Annotated in this window: 18 protein-coding genes; 8 read left to right on the top strand and 10 right to left on the bottom strand. The window is 65.9% G+C overall.

Annotation, left to right across the window (positions count from 1 at the left end; translation table 11 throughout):
• Positions 1–67: 67 nt before the first annotated feature.
• The 4 genes from ACFO9I_RS14200 to ACFO9I_RS14185 all read right to left on the bottom strand — a co-directional run bounded on the left by ACFO9I_RS14200 (position 68) and on the right by ACFO9I_RS14185 (position 4,083).
• Complete coding sequence (locus tag ACFO9I_RS14200; RefSeq protein WP_379181918.1) at positions 68–820, bottom strand: DUF4238 domain-containing protein; 753 nt, start codon at positions 818–820, stop codon at positions 68–70.
• An 81-nt stretch (positions 821–901) separates the two neighbouring features.
• On the bottom strand, positions 902–1,645 hold the full coding sequence (locus tag ACFO9I_RS14195; protein WP_379181916.1) for a hypothetical protein: 744 nt from the start codon (positions 1,643–1,645) through the stop codon (positions 902–904).
• Positions 1,646–1,674: 29 nt separating this feature from the next.
• Positions 1,675–2,202 carry a hypothetical protein gene (locus ACFO9I_RS14190; RefSeq protein ID WP_379181914.1) on the bottom strand — a complete coding sequence of 176 codons (528 nt, stop codon included), beginning with the start codon at positions 2,200–2,202 and terminating at the stop codon, positions 1,675–1,677.
• Between the two features lie 723 nt (positions 2,203–2,925).
• The gene (locus ACFO9I_RS14185; protein WP_379181912.1) at positions 2,926–4,083 is read right to left on the bottom strand and encodes a hypothetical protein; all 1,158 of its coding nucleotides are present in this window, start codon (positions 4,081–4,083) and stop codon (positions 2,926–2,928) included.
• Between the two features lie 165 nt (positions 4,084–4,248).
• Between ACFO9I_RS14185 and ACFO9I_RS14180 the strand changes: the two genes are divergently transcribed.
• Positions 4,249–4,467, top strand: coding sequence for a hypothetical protein (locus ACFO9I_RS14180; protein ID WP_379181910.1), 219 nt, complete (start codon positions 4,249–4,251; stop codon positions 4,465–4,467).
• A gap of 130 nt (positions 4,468–4,597) precedes the next feature.
• Positions 4,598–5,653, top strand: coding sequence for a hypothetical protein (locus ACFO9I_RS14175; RefSeq protein ID WP_379181908.1), 1,056 nt, complete (start codon positions 4,598–4,600; stop codon positions 5,651–5,653).
• Between the two features lie 297 nt (positions 5,654–5,950).
• On the opposite strand, the gene ACFO9I_RS14170 is transcribed toward ACFO9I_RS14175, so the two are convergent.
• Both ACFO9I_RS14170 and ACFO9I_RS14165 read right to left on the bottom strand, forming a co-directional pair.
• Positions 5,951–8,224: a DUF3376 domain-containing protein gene (locus ACFO9I_RS14170; protein ID WP_379181906.1), complete on the bottom strand. Its 2,274-nt coding sequence runs from the start codon at positions 8,222–8,224 to the stop codon at positions 5,951–5,953.
• The gene (locus tag ACFO9I_RS14165; protein WP_379181904.1) at positions 8,154–8,588 is read right to left on the bottom strand and encodes a hypothetical protein; all 435 of its coding nucleotides are present in this window, start codon (positions 8,586–8,588) and stop codon (positions 8,154–8,156) included. Before ACFO9I_RS14165 ends, ACFO9I_RS14170 begins: the two co-directional genes overlap by 71 nt.
• 278 nt (positions 8,589–8,866) lie before the next feature.
• Here ACFO9I_RS14165 and ACFO9I_RS14160 point away from each other — a divergent pair, with 278 nt between their 5' ends.
• A complete protein-coding gene (locus ACFO9I_RS14160) occupies positions 8,867–9,100 on the top strand; it encodes a DUF3099 domain-containing protein (RefSeq protein WP_379181902.1) in 234 nt (77 codons plus the stop codon).
• Positions 9,101–9,343: 243 nt separating this feature from the next.
• On the top strand, positions 9,344–10,255 hold the full coding sequence (locus ACFO9I_RS14155; protein ID WP_379181900.1) for a tyrosine-type recombinase/integrase: 912 nt from the start codon (positions 9,344–9,346) through the stop codon (positions 10,253–10,255).
• Positions 10,256–11,077: 822 nt separating this feature from the next.
• Here the strand turns inward: ACFO9I_RS14155 and ACFO9I_RS14150 are convergent.
• A complete protein-coding gene (locus ACFO9I_RS14150) occupies positions 11,078–11,557 on the bottom strand; it encodes a matrixin family metalloprotease (protein WP_379181898.1) in 480 nt (159 codons plus the stop codon).
• 596 nt (positions 11,558–12,153) lie between these two features.
• Between ACFO9I_RS14150 and ACFO9I_RS14145 the strand changes: the two genes are divergently transcribed.
• Positions 12,154–13,173 (top strand): LLM class flavin-dependent oxidoreductase, encoded by a 1,020-nt coding sequence (locus ACFO9I_RS14145; protein WP_379181896.1) that lies wholly within the window; start codon positions 12,154–12,156, stop codon positions 13,171–13,173.
• Positions 13,174–13,378: 205 nt separating this feature from the next.
• On the opposite strand, the gene ACFO9I_RS14140 is transcribed toward ACFO9I_RS14145, so the two are convergent.
• Positions 13,379–14,152: a class I SAM-dependent methyltransferase gene (locus ACFO9I_RS14140; RefSeq protein WP_379181894.1), complete on the bottom strand. Its 774-nt coding sequence runs from the start codon at positions 14,150–14,152 to the stop codon at positions 13,379–13,381.
• Positions 14,153–14,395: 243 nt separating this feature from the next.
• On the opposite strand from ACFO9I_RS14140, the gene ACFO9I_RS14135 reads away from it, so the two are divergent.
• The 3 genes from ACFO9I_RS14135 (at position 14,396) to ACFO9I_RS14125 (ending at position 15,637) form a co-directional block, all read left to right on the top strand.
• The gene (locus ACFO9I_RS14135; protein WP_379181892.1) at positions 14,396–14,596 is read left to right on the top strand and encodes a hypothetical protein; all 201 of its coding nucleotides are present in this window, start codon (positions 14,396–14,398) and stop codon (positions 14,594–14,596) included.
• Positions 14,597–14,681: 85 nt separating this feature from the next.
• Complete coding sequence (locus ACFO9I_RS14130; RefSeq protein ID WP_379181890.1) at positions 14,682–15,032, top strand: VOC family protein; 351 nt, start codon at positions 14,682–14,684, stop codon at positions 15,030–15,032.
• A gap of 122 nt (positions 15,033–15,154) precedes the next feature.
• Positions 15,155–15,637 carry a MaoC family dehydratase gene (locus ACFO9I_RS14125; RefSeq protein ID WP_379181889.1) on the top strand — a complete coding sequence of 161 codons (483 nt, stop codon included), beginning with the start codon at positions 15,155–15,157 and terminating at the stop codon, positions 15,635–15,637.
• Positions 15,638–15,688: 51 nt separating this feature from the next.
• On the opposite strand, the gene ACFO9I_RS14120 is transcribed toward ACFO9I_RS14125, so the two are convergent.
• Positions 15,689–16,798 (bottom strand): TolB family protein, encoded by a 1,110-nt coding sequence (locus tag ACFO9I_RS14120; protein ID WP_379181887.1) that lies wholly within the window; start codon positions 16,796–16,798, stop codon positions 15,689–15,691.
• On the bottom strand, positions 16,795–17,739 hold the full coding sequence (locus ACFO9I_RS14115) for a TolB family protein (RefSeq protein ID WP_379181885.1): 945 nt from the start codon (positions 17,737–17,739) through the stop codon (positions 16,795–16,797). The genes ACFO9I_RS14120 and ACFO9I_RS14115 overlap by 4 nt, the downstream gene beginning before the upstream one ends.
• Between the last annotated feature and the right edge of the window lie 185 nt (positions 17,740–17,924).

Here is a 17,924-nt window from a genome sequence, read left to right as displayed (position 1 = left end):
GTCAATTGAGACGGCGGTCGAACCTGTCACCCGTTCGTGCAGCAGACCCCTGGGCTCTCGGCGCGTGCTAAGTGGCGCGGCTAGCAGCTATGACCGCTGCCTGCTCAAAGTTCAGGCTGCCCGTCTTCCCGACAATCCACCGTTGGCAATTCATCGCGAGCCGCGTCTTGAAGGGCACACCGTTCGGGAGATCGTCGCCGATCAGGAGCAACTGTGTCGGCGACAACGGGAAGGTGACGACGGAGACGTTGTCGGCACCTGTATCGGAGCTGGACCCCCAGAGCATGACCGCACCGTCGCCAGTAGGGATGTGGTCGCCTTCCCACACAGTCCAATCCAACTGATCCAAACCCAGGTCGGTGAGTCTCGGCCCCGTTTCTTGATTGCGGGTGAGCAGCATCATGTCGCCAAGCCTGAGCTCCACGTCCTTGGCCGAACCGTCAGTCATCACCGCCACTGCGGGAACCCTCACCTCCGCTCGATCGGAGTACCGCCCTCGGTAACGGTGCATCTCAAGAAACTCGATCAGGCGAGTCCTCTCATCGACGGTCAAATCGAGCCCTCGACGCATCTTCTGGATCACAGGGATGCCTGCGCTCTCAATGCGGGCGTACTCGCCTTCGAGGTCGTAGCTGATCAAGGCTGGCTCATAGACGTAGCTGACGACCGTCGCCTTCTTGTAGGACTTGTGGTATCCGATCCCCTTCTCCAGGTCGAGTACAGCGATGACGTTCTTGTCATCAGCCCACGCGCTGATGTACCCGCTGGACACCATGTGAGCGCCCTTCACTTGGTTCTTCGCAGGCCGGCTGACAGTCATGACCTGAGCGTAGAACCGAGCACTACGATGGGGCCCGCAGTTTTCCGCAACCGTCATGCAGACCACGTGGGGACAGCTCGATCAGATGGAGTGGCCGTGGGTGCGCATCGCCGTGATGAACGTGCGCAGGTCCTTCACGTACTTGATGGCAGTGATCGTCCTGATCTCAGCGCACTTGGCGTAGTACGCCTTCATCAACGGGCTGGCCTTCTGGTAGGTCTCGGCCTTCTCGGTGTCGCTGTGCCAGACCTGGCCATTGAAGTAGATGTCGGCGAACGCGTAGTCCGGAACCATCTGCGACTCGTCGACGGGCTGGCGGAGCGGCTCGCCTTCGACTCCCTCCTTGACTTCTTGGAACGCCAGCGCTGACAGCGTGCCCGGAGGCTGGCCTCGGAGGTGCTCGGGAACAGCGCCCAGGCGCTGTTGGCCCACGTACATGTGCTTCTGCCAGGCAAGGAACTCCTTGCGCCCCGTCTTGAGCAGCCCTCGCAGCGGTTCGTGCTCAAATCCGATGGCGACCGTCAGGTTAGCGAAGCTGATCGGGTCGTCCTGGTTGAACACGATCGGACGCATGACGGTGGCCAGATAGAGCCACGTGGCCTTGTCGATGTTGTTCAGGTCCATGCTCAAGTGGCTGACCGCAGCGGTCGCCGGGTCGAAGTGGAGCAGGACTTCGAAGTTGGGCGTTTGCTGGGCGAGTGGGTGCTCGACGATCTCGTCGGCACGCTCCATGAAGTTGGCGACGTCGGTGACGAGCTTCTCCGAGCTCGGGCCGCACGGCGAGTACTCGATGGTCTCTCTGGGTTCCGCCGGCGATTCAGTCACGCTCCGATCGTATGGGTCGCTACCGACACTTACGTGCCGGCGCCGGGCTGGCTCTCTGCCGTGATTCGAGCCTCGGCGTTGCGCCGTGCGATCTGGATGTCGATCGCCTGGGGTGGGTCTTCAGCCATACGCTCCTTCAGTCGCTCGTGGAGGAACTTGTCGATGACGTTCAGCAGTTCGAGGGCTGCATCGTGGTGCTGGTACCTCGGGTCGACCAGGTACGTCACGCTGCCGTCGTCCTCGAACCTGATCGCAGCGCTCATCGAGCCGACGTGGTCCAAGCGAGCGTCGTCGGACGGGTGCGTGCGAGGGTTGCGAATGGTCTTCTTGAAGTCCGGGACTACGACGTCGAAGGCGGCGAGAGCCTCCTTGATCTCGGTTGGGTGACCGAAGGGCTTGGCCATCTCTTCGGCCATGTCGTGAGCACGACCCAGCTCGTATACGTAGTAGTCCAGGTCGTTCTCGTTGGTCCCCGACAAATCGGTCACTTGGTAGGGCTTGCCCTCGAAGAGCTTCGGGGCCTCGTCCGCTGCCCGCATGATGCGGGAGCGCTGCATGATCAACCCTTACGAATGCGGGAACTGGCTGACAGGAAGCGGTCGATCGCCCTGTCGACGTCTTTCGAGACCATGCCTCAACGGTAAGGGGATCGACGGCCTAGGCCGATCGCTTATCCACAGGTTTAGCGAATGACAAGAACCAGGGGCCTAGCGCCTTCGCCCAAGAACTGACAGCACTTGCTGCTGCGCCGTCCATCCTTCTGATCGGACCACTCCGGGCCGTGCTGGTGCGGGCGGCAAAGAGTGAGATCGATGAAGTGCTCACGGCGACACAGGAGGTGTAGAGAGCTTTGCCCGACGTTCGGTGATGAAGACTGCTCGGGCGGTCGGGTCAGCTGCGTTCCCGTGCCACCGGAGCCACGCCCTATAGCCAGCTGGGCAGGAACCATTGCGGCGGCGGTGGTCGTCGATCCCCGAGATCCGCTTTTCGCAACACTCGCAGTCGACAGTCGTCGAGGTTCGGCCTCGCTGCTCCTCGACGGCTGGCGAAACAGCTTGAGACTCGCTGCATGCGTTGGTCGACCTCGGCGAGCGCCGGAAACAGGTCGTCGTTGTACCTACCAACAGGCTTGGACATCCGGGGGGTGACGGCGGCAACCTCGGTCGAACCCGACGGCATACCGCCGCACCCGGGGCAGGAATTGTGGCGTTCAGCGCATGCACTGGCACGTCTAAACTGATGCATTCCCACGCAGAGGTGGACTAAAGCGTCAGCCTTCGTCAAAAAACCGCGTTGTCGTCCGGGGTGTCGTCGACCACGATCCCCGTCGTCGGCGGGCCGAAGGTCATCCTGTTTGAGTGACCGTTGGTCCAGAACATGACGGCCTGCCCCTCCGAGAGCGGCCGCAAGGGCAGTGTGAGCGGGAAGCGCAACGCGAACGGCCGGAGCGGACGCAGGGTTCCCGGGACCGGGCCGTCAACTAACAAGCCCGGATGAGGTGCAATCGCCCGCCCGGCGTGGGGTTCGTGGTCGCCGAAGTGGCGTGATGCGAGGTTGTGGAACAAGAGGGCCAAGGTGTGTGCGAGTGCGGACGCCTCGACCAAGGTTGGCGTCGGCATCATTGCAATCTGCGTGGACTCGAGCCCGTGCTTTCTGGACGCGCGGGCAAGAAACTCGGTGGTGATGCCGTCGAAGAGGTTGACCGCCCGATCGCCAGTAAGGGCACTCAACGGAATATTGCCCTCCGGGTTCGGAGGCGTGAGTGTCATGGTCGTCAGGACGTCGTCTTGTGGACGAAGACCCATCCCGTGCTTGAACTTGTTGTGCGCCGCGTCGAGATCCGGTGCCTTCTGGGTGAGAAGCCGGATCGCGTAGTTGATCCAAGCGATGTGCAGGTCCAGCGCCCGATCCAAAGTCTCGTCCGTGCCGCCCCGCGGCCCATAGCTCCGACCCTCAGACTCCCAGGTTGGCGCTTCCGACGCTCCCCCAGAGGGGGTCTCGCGAGTGATGAGCGCGGACCGAAGAGCCGCGGCGCCCCGGTCAGCTTGAGCATCGAGCGTCGCACGGTTCTGCGTGATCACGTCGAGATTCTTGATAGGTGTATCGACGAGTTCGACCCAATGACATGCATCTTGTTTGTGGTGGAGGATGACATGCAAGAGACGTACCAGGCTCTCAGCGACTTGGTGCCGAAGAGCGAAGGCGTCAACCGCGACCTGCTGCCTGCGCGTCCGCTCATCACTGCTGGCGTAGTGAGCTACCGACGGGCCGAGCAGCCGGGCGAACTCTGACATGACCGAAGTATTGGGCGATCGCGCTTCATCGAGCAGCATCAGCACTCGCGACCGGATATACGCGTAGGGGTCGCTAGTGAAGAACTGGTCATCGAGTTGCTGAACAGTCGCCGCGCTGAGCGACGACTCTGGCGGCGGATACATGCCGCAAGTGAACCCGCATCCAGCCTCTGGACCGAGCATGCCGCGCGCGTCAGGTTCGTCAGGCGGCGTCAAATAGGTGCGTCATAGCGCCGCGTGGATATCCGATGCAAGGTTCTGCGCGCACGCGTCCAGGCACTGTCGGTGCCGGCTGCAACGATTGCGGCTGTGGACATCATCGACGCCAGCGACTACGACTTCTTGATGCCGCGTCGATGGAAGAAGCGCATCGCGGCGGCGCTGATGGTCGGTGTGGCGTTCGTTCCTCCCGTGCAGCGCTGGTGGCTCGACCAGATCGAACAGCATGCCGAGCACCTGACTCGAGAGCTCGTCGCTCGGTTCCTCACCGACGTGCCGACTGAGGACGCGCCACCGCGTTCGCGGTGAGCCTGGCGTTAGGTCTGGAGTCGGCTGCCGTCTGAGCCACACCGGAATTCCGAGTCCTGCGCGCGATCCTTGCCTGCCATTGCGTTGAAAACGGCATCACTACGCCCAAGCGTGAGGCAGCATCACCGCCATGGAGATCGTGCTTGGGGTGGGTTTTGTCGTCCTCGTCGTGTGGGCGGCGTGGCGAGTCTCAAAGACGCAGTCGGACGACAAGCCGGTCGCTTCGCACTCTCGTTCGACGCCCGCGCAGCCGACACATGCGCAGAAGATGGCCAAGATCGAGTCCGAGCTGCGTGCTGAGATCGATCGGTCTGTGGAGCGGGATTTTGGTCGTTTGTCGGCGGCGCCGGACCTTCGTCGAGTCGAGACGAAGAGGACTCCGGACCACATCCCGCCGCTGCCGTCCAATCTCGGCATTGAGGCTTGGTCGCCGCGGACCCAGCAGCTCGAGGTGGCTGGCGAGTGGTATCGAGCTGCGAACCTGCGAGCCCTGTTCGCCAAGCACGCCAAGGTGTCGGAGTCTGGCACTGAGATCCGGCTGCCCGCGGTCTTGGTTCCCGATCCGACGAACCCGTACGACGGCAGGGCCGTCGCCGTGTACGTCGGCGGCCTGCACGTCGGGTATATGGAACGACCGGACGCCAAGAAGTATCACCACCACATTGCAGAGCTGCCTGGCGGCGAGCTCGTCGTTACCTCACGGCAGTGGCTGCGGGCTTCGGTCGACGACACGTGGGCGCGTGTCACGCTCTCGCTGCCGCTGCCAGATCACCTCGCGTGTCCCAATCCATTCGGGACCGAGTGTGTGAGCCTGCCTCCGGGGTCGACCATCCAGGTCACGAAGGAGGAGGACTACATGGAGCACCTTGTCGGCCTGCTCGATCGATACGGAAGCGAGAAGGTGGTTGCGGCCTCTCTCCGTTCGGTCATCGAGAAGCGCCCGCGTTCCGCCGTCGAGCTCGTCGCGGTCGACATCGATGGAGAACAGGTGGGAGTGCTGTCGACCACCCAGACTGCCAACTTCCTCCCACTCGTAAAGCGAGCTGAGGCCGAAGACCGGCAGGTGTTCTGCCGAGCATCACTTCGTGGCAATTCGCTCAAGGCAGATGTCGCACTGCATGCCCGGAAGCTGCACGAATTGGACGAGAGCGAGCTTGCGCAGGTCTTCGCCTCGACCTCCGCGTAGCCCCGCTGGCACTGTCGGTGGCTCCTCTCATGATGTTCGTGAGAGGAGGTGATGACATGGCTAGCAGCAAGCCGAGCAAGGCCGCGCTGTCGAAGGCGGGCAAGACCCTCGCGTCCAATGGATCATCCAAGGGCGCGAAGTCGAAGGCCGGTAGCACCCTCGGTAAGGGCTGACGCCGGAGCGGCCGCTCTCCTGGTCAACTGGGAGAGCGGCCGTCTGAGTGTGTCTTTCCACCGCTTGTCCGCGCTCGCGACGGGGGCTAGCTTGATCAGCCCTGTATCACGGGTTGCTAGACCGTCAGCTGCTCGGCAAGCGCTGCTTCGCGACGACGCTCTTCGCCCACCGGTTCACGATCTTCAGCACCAGCTTTGCTCCCCGCCCGCGTGCAGCGCCCTTGAACCGGCTCCATACGCCGTCACCAGCAGGCTGTCCGAGGTGGGGCAATCCGGCGAGCATGGTCGTGACATCGTCGATTGCTGCGTTGAAGTCAGTCTGCTTGCTGTCTCGGGCGAGCGCGATCAGTTCACTGGCGGACAGGGAACTCACCAGATTGAGTTTCGTGGTGATCGCTGCCGGCGTGGTTCCGGCCTGTTCGCAGATCTCGCTCTTCAGATCCTCAACTAGGTCATCACGCAGTTGAGTCGGGACGGACAGCTGCCGCAGGAGGGCGTCGGCGAGGGTCGTCGCCCCGTCCAGGCGACCCATCAGCCAGTCCCACTCCCGGAATTCGTCACTCCCAAAGGCGCCGAAGTGTCCCAGTCGTGTGCCGTAGAGCTTGCTATTCGCGGAGGCTGCGCCGGCTCCGGGCGACGCGGACGCCGAGTCCGGTGAGACGAGGACCAGGGAGAACGGCGGGGGTTCATCGGCCCATTGCCAAGTGAGGCTGTTGGTCAGCACTTCCAGGCACAGAAGCCGTCGCCAGGTGACCTCCAAGCTCTGGCCTCGCGCCTCACTCCAAGTGGACACCATTCCCATCATGCGATCGGTGAGGCTTGAAAGCATGCCGCGGGTCCGGATCTCCAGGTCGAGGGCGCGGAATACGGACACGGCGTCTTCACTCTCCGCTGTAGTGGTCGCCCAGATCAGTTCGAATTCCTTCTGCCAGGCCTCGAGTTCCGCGTCCGTCCGGGCGATGAGCTGTCGCACCTCCAGGGAGAGTTCGGCTCTTGCGGCGACGACGCCGCGCGCATCTCTGGACAGCCAGAGGGCGATCCGGCGTGCCGCGCCGATCCCCCACTGCCAGCATTGGGCACCGTCCAGTTCCCGAGTCGGTTCAGGGTCCGTCGGCAGCCAACTGAGATCGGCCTCACGCACCAGCTCGGCGCACGCGGCGACATCGTCGGCAATCAACACGTCCGCGGTTCCGTTCCGATCTAACAGTTGCGTAAGGAGGGCCGCCGCTCGGGTGATGAGGTAACTATTCCAGAGCGACTGGGTAACGGCTTGCGGGTCCCTGATCGCGCCGGGATCCCCGTCGCAGACGTGGTACTCGGGCTGGCGGACGGTCGACCGCCATCGATCGCTCAGCTGCTGAAGCTCGGTGACGTCGTCGCGGAGATCCGACTCCCTGCTGAGTCCCCAGAGTCGACCGGGTAGTCCGGTCCAAGGTGGAGGCAGAGTGCTTCCGCCGCCAGACTCGGTCTCCTGACCAGTGGCACTCGGCACGACATAGACGATCCATCGTGTACCGGCATCGACTCGAGGCTGGGTTCGCAGCCGGTTCAGCAGCGGCGCAAACGGGGCGTTGTCGAGCACTCCGCCGTCGATCAGCCACGACGGGGATCCGCTGTTCTCCACCTCGTTACGACTGTGGAGGCTGTCGGTCTCAAGTACGGGCGTGAAGGCGAAGGGGAAACCGGCCGAGGCGCGGGCAGCAAGGCAGAGGTCGTCGCGTGCGTCGGTGAAGTCGTTGCGGGGGTCGTCCTCGAACTCGCCGTTAGTCAACGTGCATGCCTGAGGTTCGCTTTTGAAGAGGAAGACGCGGCGATGGTCGCCGGCATTGAAGGCTACGTTGCGCGCATCGCGAACTGCAGTGCTCGAGCTCCCCAGGGCAGAGCTCGTGACGAGCAAGGTGACTTCTTCGGCAGGCCCGCTTGGAGCTATGCCGTCCACCACGCTCTCGATGGCGCCCGAGAAGAATCCTCCATCGAGTACGGACTCGACCTCGTCGTGGCGGTGACGCCGAAGCAGTTTGCCGCGCACCAGCCGCCCCTGGTCGTTCCACATTTGCCGAAGGTCGGGCAGCGGCGCTCCGAGGCCAATGGCAGTGGCGAGAAGGGTGCCGTTGAGTCCACCGGCACTGGTGCCTGCCACGAGATCCACGCTGACGTGGCGGCCCGCCACTTCACACACGCGCTGCCACGCCGGGGAGGCGGGGCTTGCGATGTCTGGTCTGCTGCGTCGAAGACGGTCAAGCTCGTGGGTCACTCCGCCCATCCAAACGGCGAGGCTCACGCCACCGTTGAGCACGAGAGCGATGCGCACATCCTGGACTGGCCTCTCAGAGCCCGCGGACGGCACGCAGCACCTCCCGCGGTTGGGCGCTGGCCGCCGCCGACGCCGCCTGAACATTGGGTGGTTGTTGAGCGGCCTCGGCGACTGCCATCCGCAGTGTCTTGCTGTCCTGGTAGTTCACCAACCACTTCAACCCGACCAGGCCCACCCCGAAGGCCCTCAGCAGGTCGCCGACTCCGAGTGTCAGAGAGTTTGTATCCGAGCCGTGACCCACGAACACATACCCGGCGAATTCATCCGTAGAGAGCAGTGCGAGGGTTCCTGCGATAGCGCCGGCGAGGGTGCTCAGGAACCAGCCAGCCTCTGCAGGCGCCGCGGTCTCGGTGACCTTACTTGCACCTCTCGGCAGCACCCTCGCCGTGAAACCGCCGATGCCTCCCGCCACGGCCGCCCACAAAATGCTCCAGGCCAACGTTGACATCGTTCCCCCTCCCGAGGCTGTCCAGCTGAGCCTCATAGTGCTCATCAGGCGCAGCTTCGGGGGTCGCCTCAGGAAATGCCCCCAATGTTGGGGGTCCGTCACCGGAGAAGGCCGTCTCCCGTGTCTAGAACGTCGCCGGACCTTGAGAGTCGCCAAATCCACCATTGCGACGGTGTGCGAGGTCGCGTCTTTCCGCCGCGAGCTGGACACAGAGATCTTCCGATCAGCGAGCTCGTTGCGACGCCGCATACTGACGGCCAGCGGGGAAGGTGGTGGCGATGAGACGAATCCAGCGGGTCACGGCCAGCGGGGTGCGCAGACCGCAGAGCGAGCGTCTGCGCCGGCGTCGGCGGTGGTACTTCGCCCTGATGGGCGTTTGCCTGGTGTTGATCCTGCTGGCCTGGAACCTGGTTCGGCTGTGGTCGACGACGGCAGCCGTGGCCATGTCGGTGGTCGCTGCAGTGCTCCCACCGATTGCCGTGGTCATCGCCAACTGGGGCGAGGACCGCTGACAACGAGCGGGGCGGTCGTCATGTGCCCGGGCGCCGATCGAGAGGCAAATCGGCCGACGAGCGGAATCTCGGCGCGCTGCACGTGCGCTGCGGCATCCGGATAACGTCACCTGCCGCCACGAAGGTGTCCCATACCGCCGCCAGCGGCGCCGCCTAAGCGAGATCCTTCGTCTGTAAGGGCGCCTCACTTCGCGTGTGGCGATCCGCGGCCGAGGCGTGGACTTTGATCGCCGGGAGCACACCATGCCGAAGACCACGTTGCTGCCGTTCCAGCCTGAGGCGATGGGCCCGGCCCAGCTGGCCGCCGTCTCCTACCTCGCCCGCTACTCCGGGCACACTCACACCCTGTACGCCTACCAGCTGCGTCGCTGGTTCGGCTGGTGTAATACCAACGGCCTGGACCCCGTGGTCGGGATCCAGCGGGCGCACGTCGAGCTCTACATCCGCCACCTCGGCGACTCCGGCCTCATGCCCTCGTCGGTGAACACCTCGATGCACGCCGTGCGCGGCTACTTCCGATTCGCCCACATCGACGGACTGATTCCCAACGACCCGGCGGTCTACGCACGGCTGCCCAAGGTCCACGCCGACGAGTCCCGCACCCAGGGGCTGGACCGGCTCGAGCTGATTCGCTTCCTCCAAGTCGCCCCGACCATCACCGTCCACCACGGCGCCCTGGCCTACCTCCTCGGAATCAACGCCCTACGGGCGTCAGAGGCCGCCGCAGTCCGCATCGAGGACTACCAGGAGACCCTGCGCGGGCACCGGGTCCTACACCTGGTCGGCAAAGGCAACAAGCCGGCCACCATGCCCTTGACTGTCCCGGTGCTCCGTGTCCTCGAGGCCTGCCGCGGCCAGCGCGTCCACGGGCCGCTGGTCCTGCGGCCCGTGTCGGGCAGGCCGATCGACCGCCGTGACGCGTACCGGATGGTCGTGCGGATCGCCAAGGCCGCGGGCATTCCCCGCCACATCAGCCCGCACTCGCTGCGGCATGCGGCGATCACCAATGCCCTCGACGCCGGCGTGCCCCTGCGTGACGCCCAGATCCTGGCCCGCCACGCCGATCCCAGGACCACCGAGCACTACGACCGCGCACGCGGCAACCTCGACCGACACGGCGTCCACTTCCTCACCGCCTATGTGGCCGGCGTCTGAAATCCGCCCACGGCCTCACTCCGCCGGGACCAGGCGACTGCTGACTTCTGCTCACCGGTGACTTGACCGCGGTGTGGCGCCACCTCTCACCGGCCAGGATCCCTCACAACCCGTTGGTCAAGTCGGAGAAGGCGCCGGTGAGGACTGACGGCCATAGAAGCGCCGGGACGACCACCACGATGACTGCGAACACCACCAAGCCAAGCCACGGGCGACCCTTCCACACATGGAGGATCCCGCCACCGAGCACGGCTCCCGGCACAACGAATGGGACAGTGTCGGGCAGCTGATACACACACCAGGCCACCACGGCGCTGTAGAGGAGCAGCCCAGTCACCCGGAGACGCAGCGCCCTGGCGACGCCACCAGCACGGGACGCGGATGTCGTGCTGCCATAACGGGCAATGTCCCTCATCGGCAGGTGGCACGGCAGGCATCCCGACGACCCTAATACCACCTCACCCCTACAGAGCGGACAAAGCAGAGCTTGGTTCACCGAACGCCTCGCAGTCGTCGTTGCGGGCGGCACCCAGGCGTGCCTCCCCGGACAACTTCGGTGATCCGGCGCCCATACTTGAGCGTCGACGACCCCAAGCATTCGGCGACTCTCCAGCTCACGCGGCGCCCCCTGTTGTGAGCTGCTGCGGAACGCTCAACGAGCGGCACACGCGATGTAGGCAAAGGGCAATCACGACCGTTTCAGGGCCTGCGGCATACCGCCGCTTGGCGGCGCGGCCCCGCAGGCACGAGCCGCAACAATGCAAGCGCTCAAAGATCGCTCAGTCGGCAACGGCGGGAACTGTCCGCCGCGCTGCGAGCCGCTCAGCAGTCGACGCTTCCAATCCGTGCGAGACCTTCACGGTCACCCGGCCCATACGTCGTGCGTCCAACGTTGTCCTTGTACATCAGCTCCCCGGGATCGCTGACATGGGCGAGCCCAACCACGTGGCCGAGCTCGTGGTCGACGATTGCCTGGGCCAGCGCAGCGTCGTCGACATCGAACGTCGCGAACAGATCGCGGTCGAGCATCACGCGGCCGGTCACGTACCGCAGCCGGCCGGGAGGCCCGACTGCGATGCTGCCGCCGATGCCGGCGACCTCGCCGGCCAGTTGGGGCACCTCTTCAGGAGTTGCCCAGGCGATGAGGATTGGTCGCTTTCGAACGAGGCCACTGTCGGTGACTTCGCGGTCGTCGGTCAGCCCCGTCCGCACGAACTTCAGTCCTGTCGCGGCTCCGGTGTGCGCGAGGCCGGTGTCGACCAGCTCGTCGTAATTGACGGGGGCACCCTCGGGGTTGACCACGACCTCGACCGGCTGGCACGGGTCGTAGGCGACAGGTTCGTCGCTTCCGCGTTGGGTTTGGACGAACGCGTAGCTCCCAATCCCCTGCGGGACGGCAGGGGCAGCAGCCAGCCGGTCGTCGTCAGCCCACCCACCGTCGGATCGCCAGCATGTCCTCGTCCGGGGACAGAGCCACGATCGCAGTCAAGAGCACCCCGGTGACAAGCAGTCCAGGCAGCACCTGACCCCGTGATCGTGGGCGGCGACGCCCTCGACGCAGGGACCCCGATGGCATGGTGCCGAGCCCGTACTCACGGTCGAGTTGGTCGAGCTCTGCCATCCGACGCGCAAGGTCACGGGCGGTCCGGCGTCGACGCGCGCGCTCCGAGATCCCAGAAATCACGGCACATCTTGACCGACCACGACAGATCGTGGAGAGCTTTGAGCAACATCAGCGAGGCTCGATCAAGCTGACGCCGCCTTGGAGGTGCTGCCTGGAGGTGCGTCATTCCGCCGCCAGTCGGCTAGCGCGACTCGACGCAAATCCACCGGCTTTCGAGCGAGGCTCACGTTATGGGCTGCGGGAAGAAGGCGACGGCGGCGTTGGTTGTCGCAGCATGAAGAAGATCGGCTTCCTGTCCTTCGGCCACTGGAGTCCTTCGCCGCACTCGCTGGCGAGGACGGCCTCGGACGTGTTGCTGCAGTCCATCGACCTCGCGGTCGCTGCTGAGGAGGTCGGCGCGGACGGCGCCTACTTCCGCGTGCACCACTTCGCTCAGCAGCTCGCCTCGCCGTTCCCGCTTCTTGCGGCGGCGGGCGCACGGACAAGTCGCATCGAGCTCGGCACCGGCGTGATCGACATGCGCTACGAGAACCCGCTCTACATGGCCGAGGACGCCGGCGCCGCTGACCTGATCGCCGGTGGGAGGCTGCAGCTCGGCATCAGCCGGGGGTCACCGGAGCAGGTGATCGAGGGTTACAAGTACTTCGGCTACGACCCGGGCGAGGGCAACGACCACGCCGACATGGCGCGCGAGCACGCCCGGGTGTTCCTCGAGGTGATCGACGGGCGGCGGTTCGCCGAGCCCAACCCGCGGCCGATGTTCCCCAACCCACCCGGCTTGCTCGGTATCGAGCCGCAGTCGCCCGGCCTACGGGACCGGATCTGGTGGGGTGCCGGCACACGCCAAACTGCCGTCTGGACCGCCGAGCAGGGCATGAACCTGATGAGCTCGACGCTGCTCACCGAGGACACCGGCGTGCCGTTCCACCAACTCCAGGCCGAACAGATCCACATGTTCCGGGACGCATGGAAGGAAGCCGGCCACCAGCGCGAGCCGCGGGTGTCCGTCAGCCGCAGCATCTTCCCGATCGTCAACAGCACCGACCGCGCCTACTTCGGTGCGGAGTCGCGTAGTGAGGACCAGGTCGGGTTCATCGACGGAGGCGCAGCCCGATTCGGCAAGACCTACGCCGGGGAGGTCGACCAGCTCGTCAAGGATCTCGCCGGGGACGAGGCGATCGCCGCTGCCGACACGCTGCTGCTGACGATCCCGAACCAGCTCGGCGTCGACTACAACGCGCACCTGCTGGACAGCATCGTCAGGTACGTCGCCCCGGAGCTGGGCTGGCGCTGACGCTGACCGCTGGCCGGGCCGGACGTCCCAGCTGGTGACCCCCAACCAGCGTGCCCCGACAAGCGCGGGACCAGGCCTGCCAGTCGCGAGCACAGATGGTGAAGGTGCGCCCTTCCGCCGCCAGCCGGCCGCACTCTCATGCCGATGACAGGGCGCAACCTGCTGCCAGCAACCGCCCGGTCCGGACATGGACTGAGAGCCCGGTCTATACCTTGCTCGCCACCACCATGTAGTTCTCGGCCTCAAGGTTGAACGTGTTCGTTTCCATCCGGAGTCCGACCCGGTGCAACTCGACTTCGAGTTCGTCGTATCGGTAGGGCCAGCACGACAGCAGTTCCGAGCGGACAAGAATCGACCCAGTCGCATCAACTTGCGCGACCGCAATCTCGATGTGGTGCTCCTCCTCCCAATGCGGCGCAATCTCCCAGCGGTAGACCACGACGGCATCGCGACCGTTCCGGCGGACGAGTCGGTCACTGATGTCCAGCCGGGAACCTCTGGCCCTCACGAGTTCCCAAGTGCGGGAGGTGAGTACCAAGCGTCCTCCACGGCGCAGAAGCCGTGACATCGACTCCAGAGCAGCAACCCTGCCTCTCGCGCCCACGGCATGGTGCAGAGAGTTGCCAACGCAGAACACCATGTCGAAGGTGTCGTCATCGAAGTGGTCGGGCAGCTCTTGCCAGTCCGCCCGCACTGTCCGGACAGATGCCCTGAACTCCTCAGACAACTCCGCAGTCCGACGAACCATCGCTTCGCTGGCGTCAGTTGCGACAACCTGCACGCCAAGACCGGCGAGGCTGACCGCCAACTGTCCGGTTCCGCACGAACAATCGAGGACGTGAGCGTTCGACGGGAGGAGACTGAGGACGTCATCGAACGACGCAGCGAACTCGGCCGGAGCCAGTTTTGCATCTGAGATGAGCCACTCGTACACCTCGGCAAGCGCGTCGTAACTCCTCACAACTACGACCTCCGTCACGCGGCAGACTCACGGGGGCACGTCAGTACATCAGCGGAGCACGTCGGGCACCAATGGTTTCGCAAGGGCAACCCGTCCGCTCATGCCGCGGGTCGCGCGTTCCAGCAGCTGAGTCATCCCGCCGCATGGGACCGACATACGGGCCCGCCTGCGATGACGAAATGCCGACAACCATCCTGTCGATCTCGGCCGGTGCCGTTCGTGGATGTGGTGAGAGGAGCTACCGCCAGCGCCATCGGGACGGTGGCACCAGATCCCGAGGAGGGCACCGAGATGTTCACGATCGAGGAAGAGAGCGGCACCTACACCGGGTCCCGCCGCCGGCACAACGGTTACTACGCCGGCGACTTCTCCAGGACTCCGGTGCTCACGCCCGGCGAGCTCTCGGCATTGGCGAAGCAGCGAACTCCGACCTGCTCGAGCACGTACGGGAACGGCGACTGACGCGTGCGGACGACGCCGGGCATGCGGCAAGGCGGAGGTCGTTCGGCATCCTCTCGGTCGCGACCTGACGACGTACGGTCGTCGTGTGATCGACGGAAGCCATGTCGTGCTGTTCAGTCGCGATCCCGAGGCGGACCGGGCCTTCTTCGCGGACGTCCTCGGACAACCGAACGTGGACGCGGGCGGCGGGTGGTTGATCTTCCAGCTCCCCCCGGCGGAGCTGGCGATGCATCCCACGGAGGGTCTGCCCGCTCTCGGGCTCTACCTCATGTGCGATGACGTGGAGGCCACCATGCAGGAGCTGCACGCCAGGGGCGTGGAATTCACCCAGGAACTCAGCGACGAGCGATGGGGACGGGTCACCCGGTTCCGGTTGCCTGGCGGCGGTGACATCGGGCTCTACGAGCCTCGCCACCCGCGCGCCGCCGACGCGTGAGCGGCGACCAGCGGTCACAGCGATCCAGGGAGAACGGAGCACCCGGCTGATCAGTCCGCTGGGCGATGACAGGGGCGAGAAGGAGGTGCTTGAGTGGTGCTCAGCGCTCTCAGGAGGCAGTCGTGGAAGAGCCGGCGGGCCTGGTCCAGTTCAGCAGCACCGATGACGCATTGCGCCTGGTGGGGCGCGAGCTCGGGCCGTCTGGCTGGAGGGAGGTCACCCAGGAGGACGTCGACTCGTTCGGCAGGTCGGTGGATGACTGGCACTGGGCGCACAACGACCCGGAGCGCGCGGCGCGCGGTCCGTTCGGGACCCCCATCGCACATGCTCACCTGACGCTGGCCTCGCTCCCGCACCTCCGCGAGTCGCTGCTGACCGTCTCCAGCGGCGAGCTCATGTTCTACGGCTACAACCGGGTCCGGTTTCCGGAGCCCGTGCCCGTCGGCGCGCGAATCCGGATGCATGTCGTTGTGACTGCCGTCGATCCCATCGAGCTCGGTGAGCAGCTGACGCTCGATGTTCGCGTCGAGATCGAGGGCGAGGAACGACCGGGTTGCGTCGCTCAGGCCGTGTGGCGCCACTACTACGTCGACGCTCCCGAGTGAGGGCGCACGACGATGCGGTGCATCGAGCAACCACGACCCCCGGGGGTCCGGTCAACCGGCCCGGCCGCGCTGGTGGATCTGAGGTGAGGCCGGCGCGGCGGGGCAGGGAGCGACGCGTGCGAGCTGCGGGACGTGGGCACACGCCGGGCCACCGGTCGTGAAGGAACGGGCCGCGGACCCGCCCGCCCCCGCGGACCCCGGCTCGAGCGGGGCGGTGCCCCACCGGGGGTCGGAGGCGTCGAAGGGCAGGAGCACCCGCCGGGCCGGGCCACCCGACGCAGGCACGACGAACAGGTCGGAGCAGCAGAAGTCGGGGTAGCGCCGGTCGGAGGCGAACACGACCTTCGCACCGTCGGGCGCGTAGGCCGGCGCGAAGTCGGAGTGGGGGAACGGTGGATGGGTCAGCGCTGTGAGCCTCGAGCCGTCGGGCCTCACGGTGAACAGGGACGGCGCCGGCCGGTCCCAGTACACGTAGCTGGCGAACGCGATCCGGTCTCCGTTCGGTGACCAGTCCGGCGCCCAACCCTCCAGGCGTGGCGGGGTGATCCGTCGCTGCCGCTTGCCGTCCGCCGATGAGACGTACACCGCCATCTTGACGCCCCCGACGTGCCAGCGCATGTAGGTCATCCGGGAGCCGTCCGGCGACTGGTCGGCGAGGTTGTAGGACAGGTGGCTGTTCGGGGTGACGTGGTGCAGTCCGCTGCCGTTGGGCCGGATCGCCGAGATGCCGCCGTCGCAGTCCTCGCCCAGGCAGTTGTAGAACAGGATCCATGCGCCGTTCGCCGTGAACCGTGGCCCGAAGTCGTCCGAGGCCGGATCGTCCGGGGTCAGCTGTCGCGCATGGGATCCGTCGGCGTCCGCGATCCAGATCGCCGTGTCACCGCTCGCGGTGCCGACGTAGGCGATCCGTTCCCCGTCGGGAGACCAGTCGCCCTGGAACGAGTCGGCGCCGTGGGTCACCTGCTCGACCGCGGAGCCGTCGGGGTTGGCGGTGTAGACCTGGCAGCCGCCCGGATCCTCGCAGTGGGTGAACAGGATGCGGCCGTTGGTCGGCGCGGAGGCTGCTGCACCAGCCCGCGACGCGTCATCGATCGTCGACGACATGGTCGAGCCGAGCACGAGGACGAGGGCGGGCACCGCCCGCAGGAGGGCGCGTCTCATCGCTTGGTCCCCCAATCCGAGTAGCCCGCCCCGAAGGCGGGGCCCACGATCCGTCTGGGATCGTCTCCGCCGGTGTCCGTCGTCTGGAGCGGCCCGTTGTCCGTCCGCGGGTCCACACGCTTCGAGACGATCCGGGAGCCATCCGGCGACCAGGCGCCGAAGAGCGTGCTCGGTGCCACCGTGCGCAGCCCGGACCCGTCGACGCCGACCGTGTAGAGATTCCCGTCCCGGAAGCCGGTGAAGACCAGGTCGGTCCCGTCAGGAGACCACGACAGCCGTTCGGGAGCGATCTTCGGACCGAGGGGCCGCTGGTGCCGGCCGTCGGCGTCCGCGAGCCACACACGGCCGTCGTACCCGCCCGCGTCGCTGACGAAGGCGATGGTGGACCCGTCCGGCGACATCACCGGGTCCGTCGGGTGCCACAGCCCGCCGATGACGGTGCGTCGCCCCGACCCGTCGAGGCGGACCGAGACGACCTTGCAGGTGAAGTAGACGGCGACGTAGCTCCCGCACCGCGAGTACAGGACGCGGCGACCGTCCGCCGTGAAGCTGGGCCCGGTGTCGGCCCAGGCGGGCTCGTCGGCCAGCAGTCGCTGGTGTGAGCCGTCGGCCCGCATGACCCAGACCTGGTCGTTGCTCTCGGGGGAGGTGAGCACGAAGGCGATGCGTCGGGCGTCGGGGGAGACAGCCGGATGCCATGCAGCGACGCCCCCGGGCTCGTCGGTGAGCCGGCGCAACCCGCTCCCGTCCGGTCGGACCGAGTAGATCTGTGACGAGTCGTGCGTGCCGTTCCAGAACTTCCAGACCGTGTCGAACACGATCCGGCCGTTTGCACCGGGGTACGCCGCCGGTGCCGGCGCCGAGCTCCCCGCGACCAGCGCCACACCGGTGGCGAACGCTGCCGACCACCTCACGACCCGCCCGAACCGATGGTGTCCCATGAGACGTCCTCCCGTGCGCCGGACCATGCGTGGTGCCCGTGGTCGTGGCGGCTGACCTCACGGTGAGACGTCGACTTCCACATAACACGAAGTCGGCGGCGTCCGCCTCCCGCACCCAGGGGATTCGCGTGCGGAGGGGACAACCCACCCACACGGGTCGTGCTGACCCCACGGGAGACGCCCCG

The sequence above is a fragment of the Nocardioides sp. GCM10023255 genome, assembly GCF_042653125.1.
Taxonomy (GTDB): Bacteria; Actinomycetota; Actinomycetes; order Propionibacteriales; family Nocardioidaceae; genus Nocardioides.
Note: the sequence above shows the minus strand (reverse complement) of the source record. Positions and strands in the feature narration are given on the sequence as shown.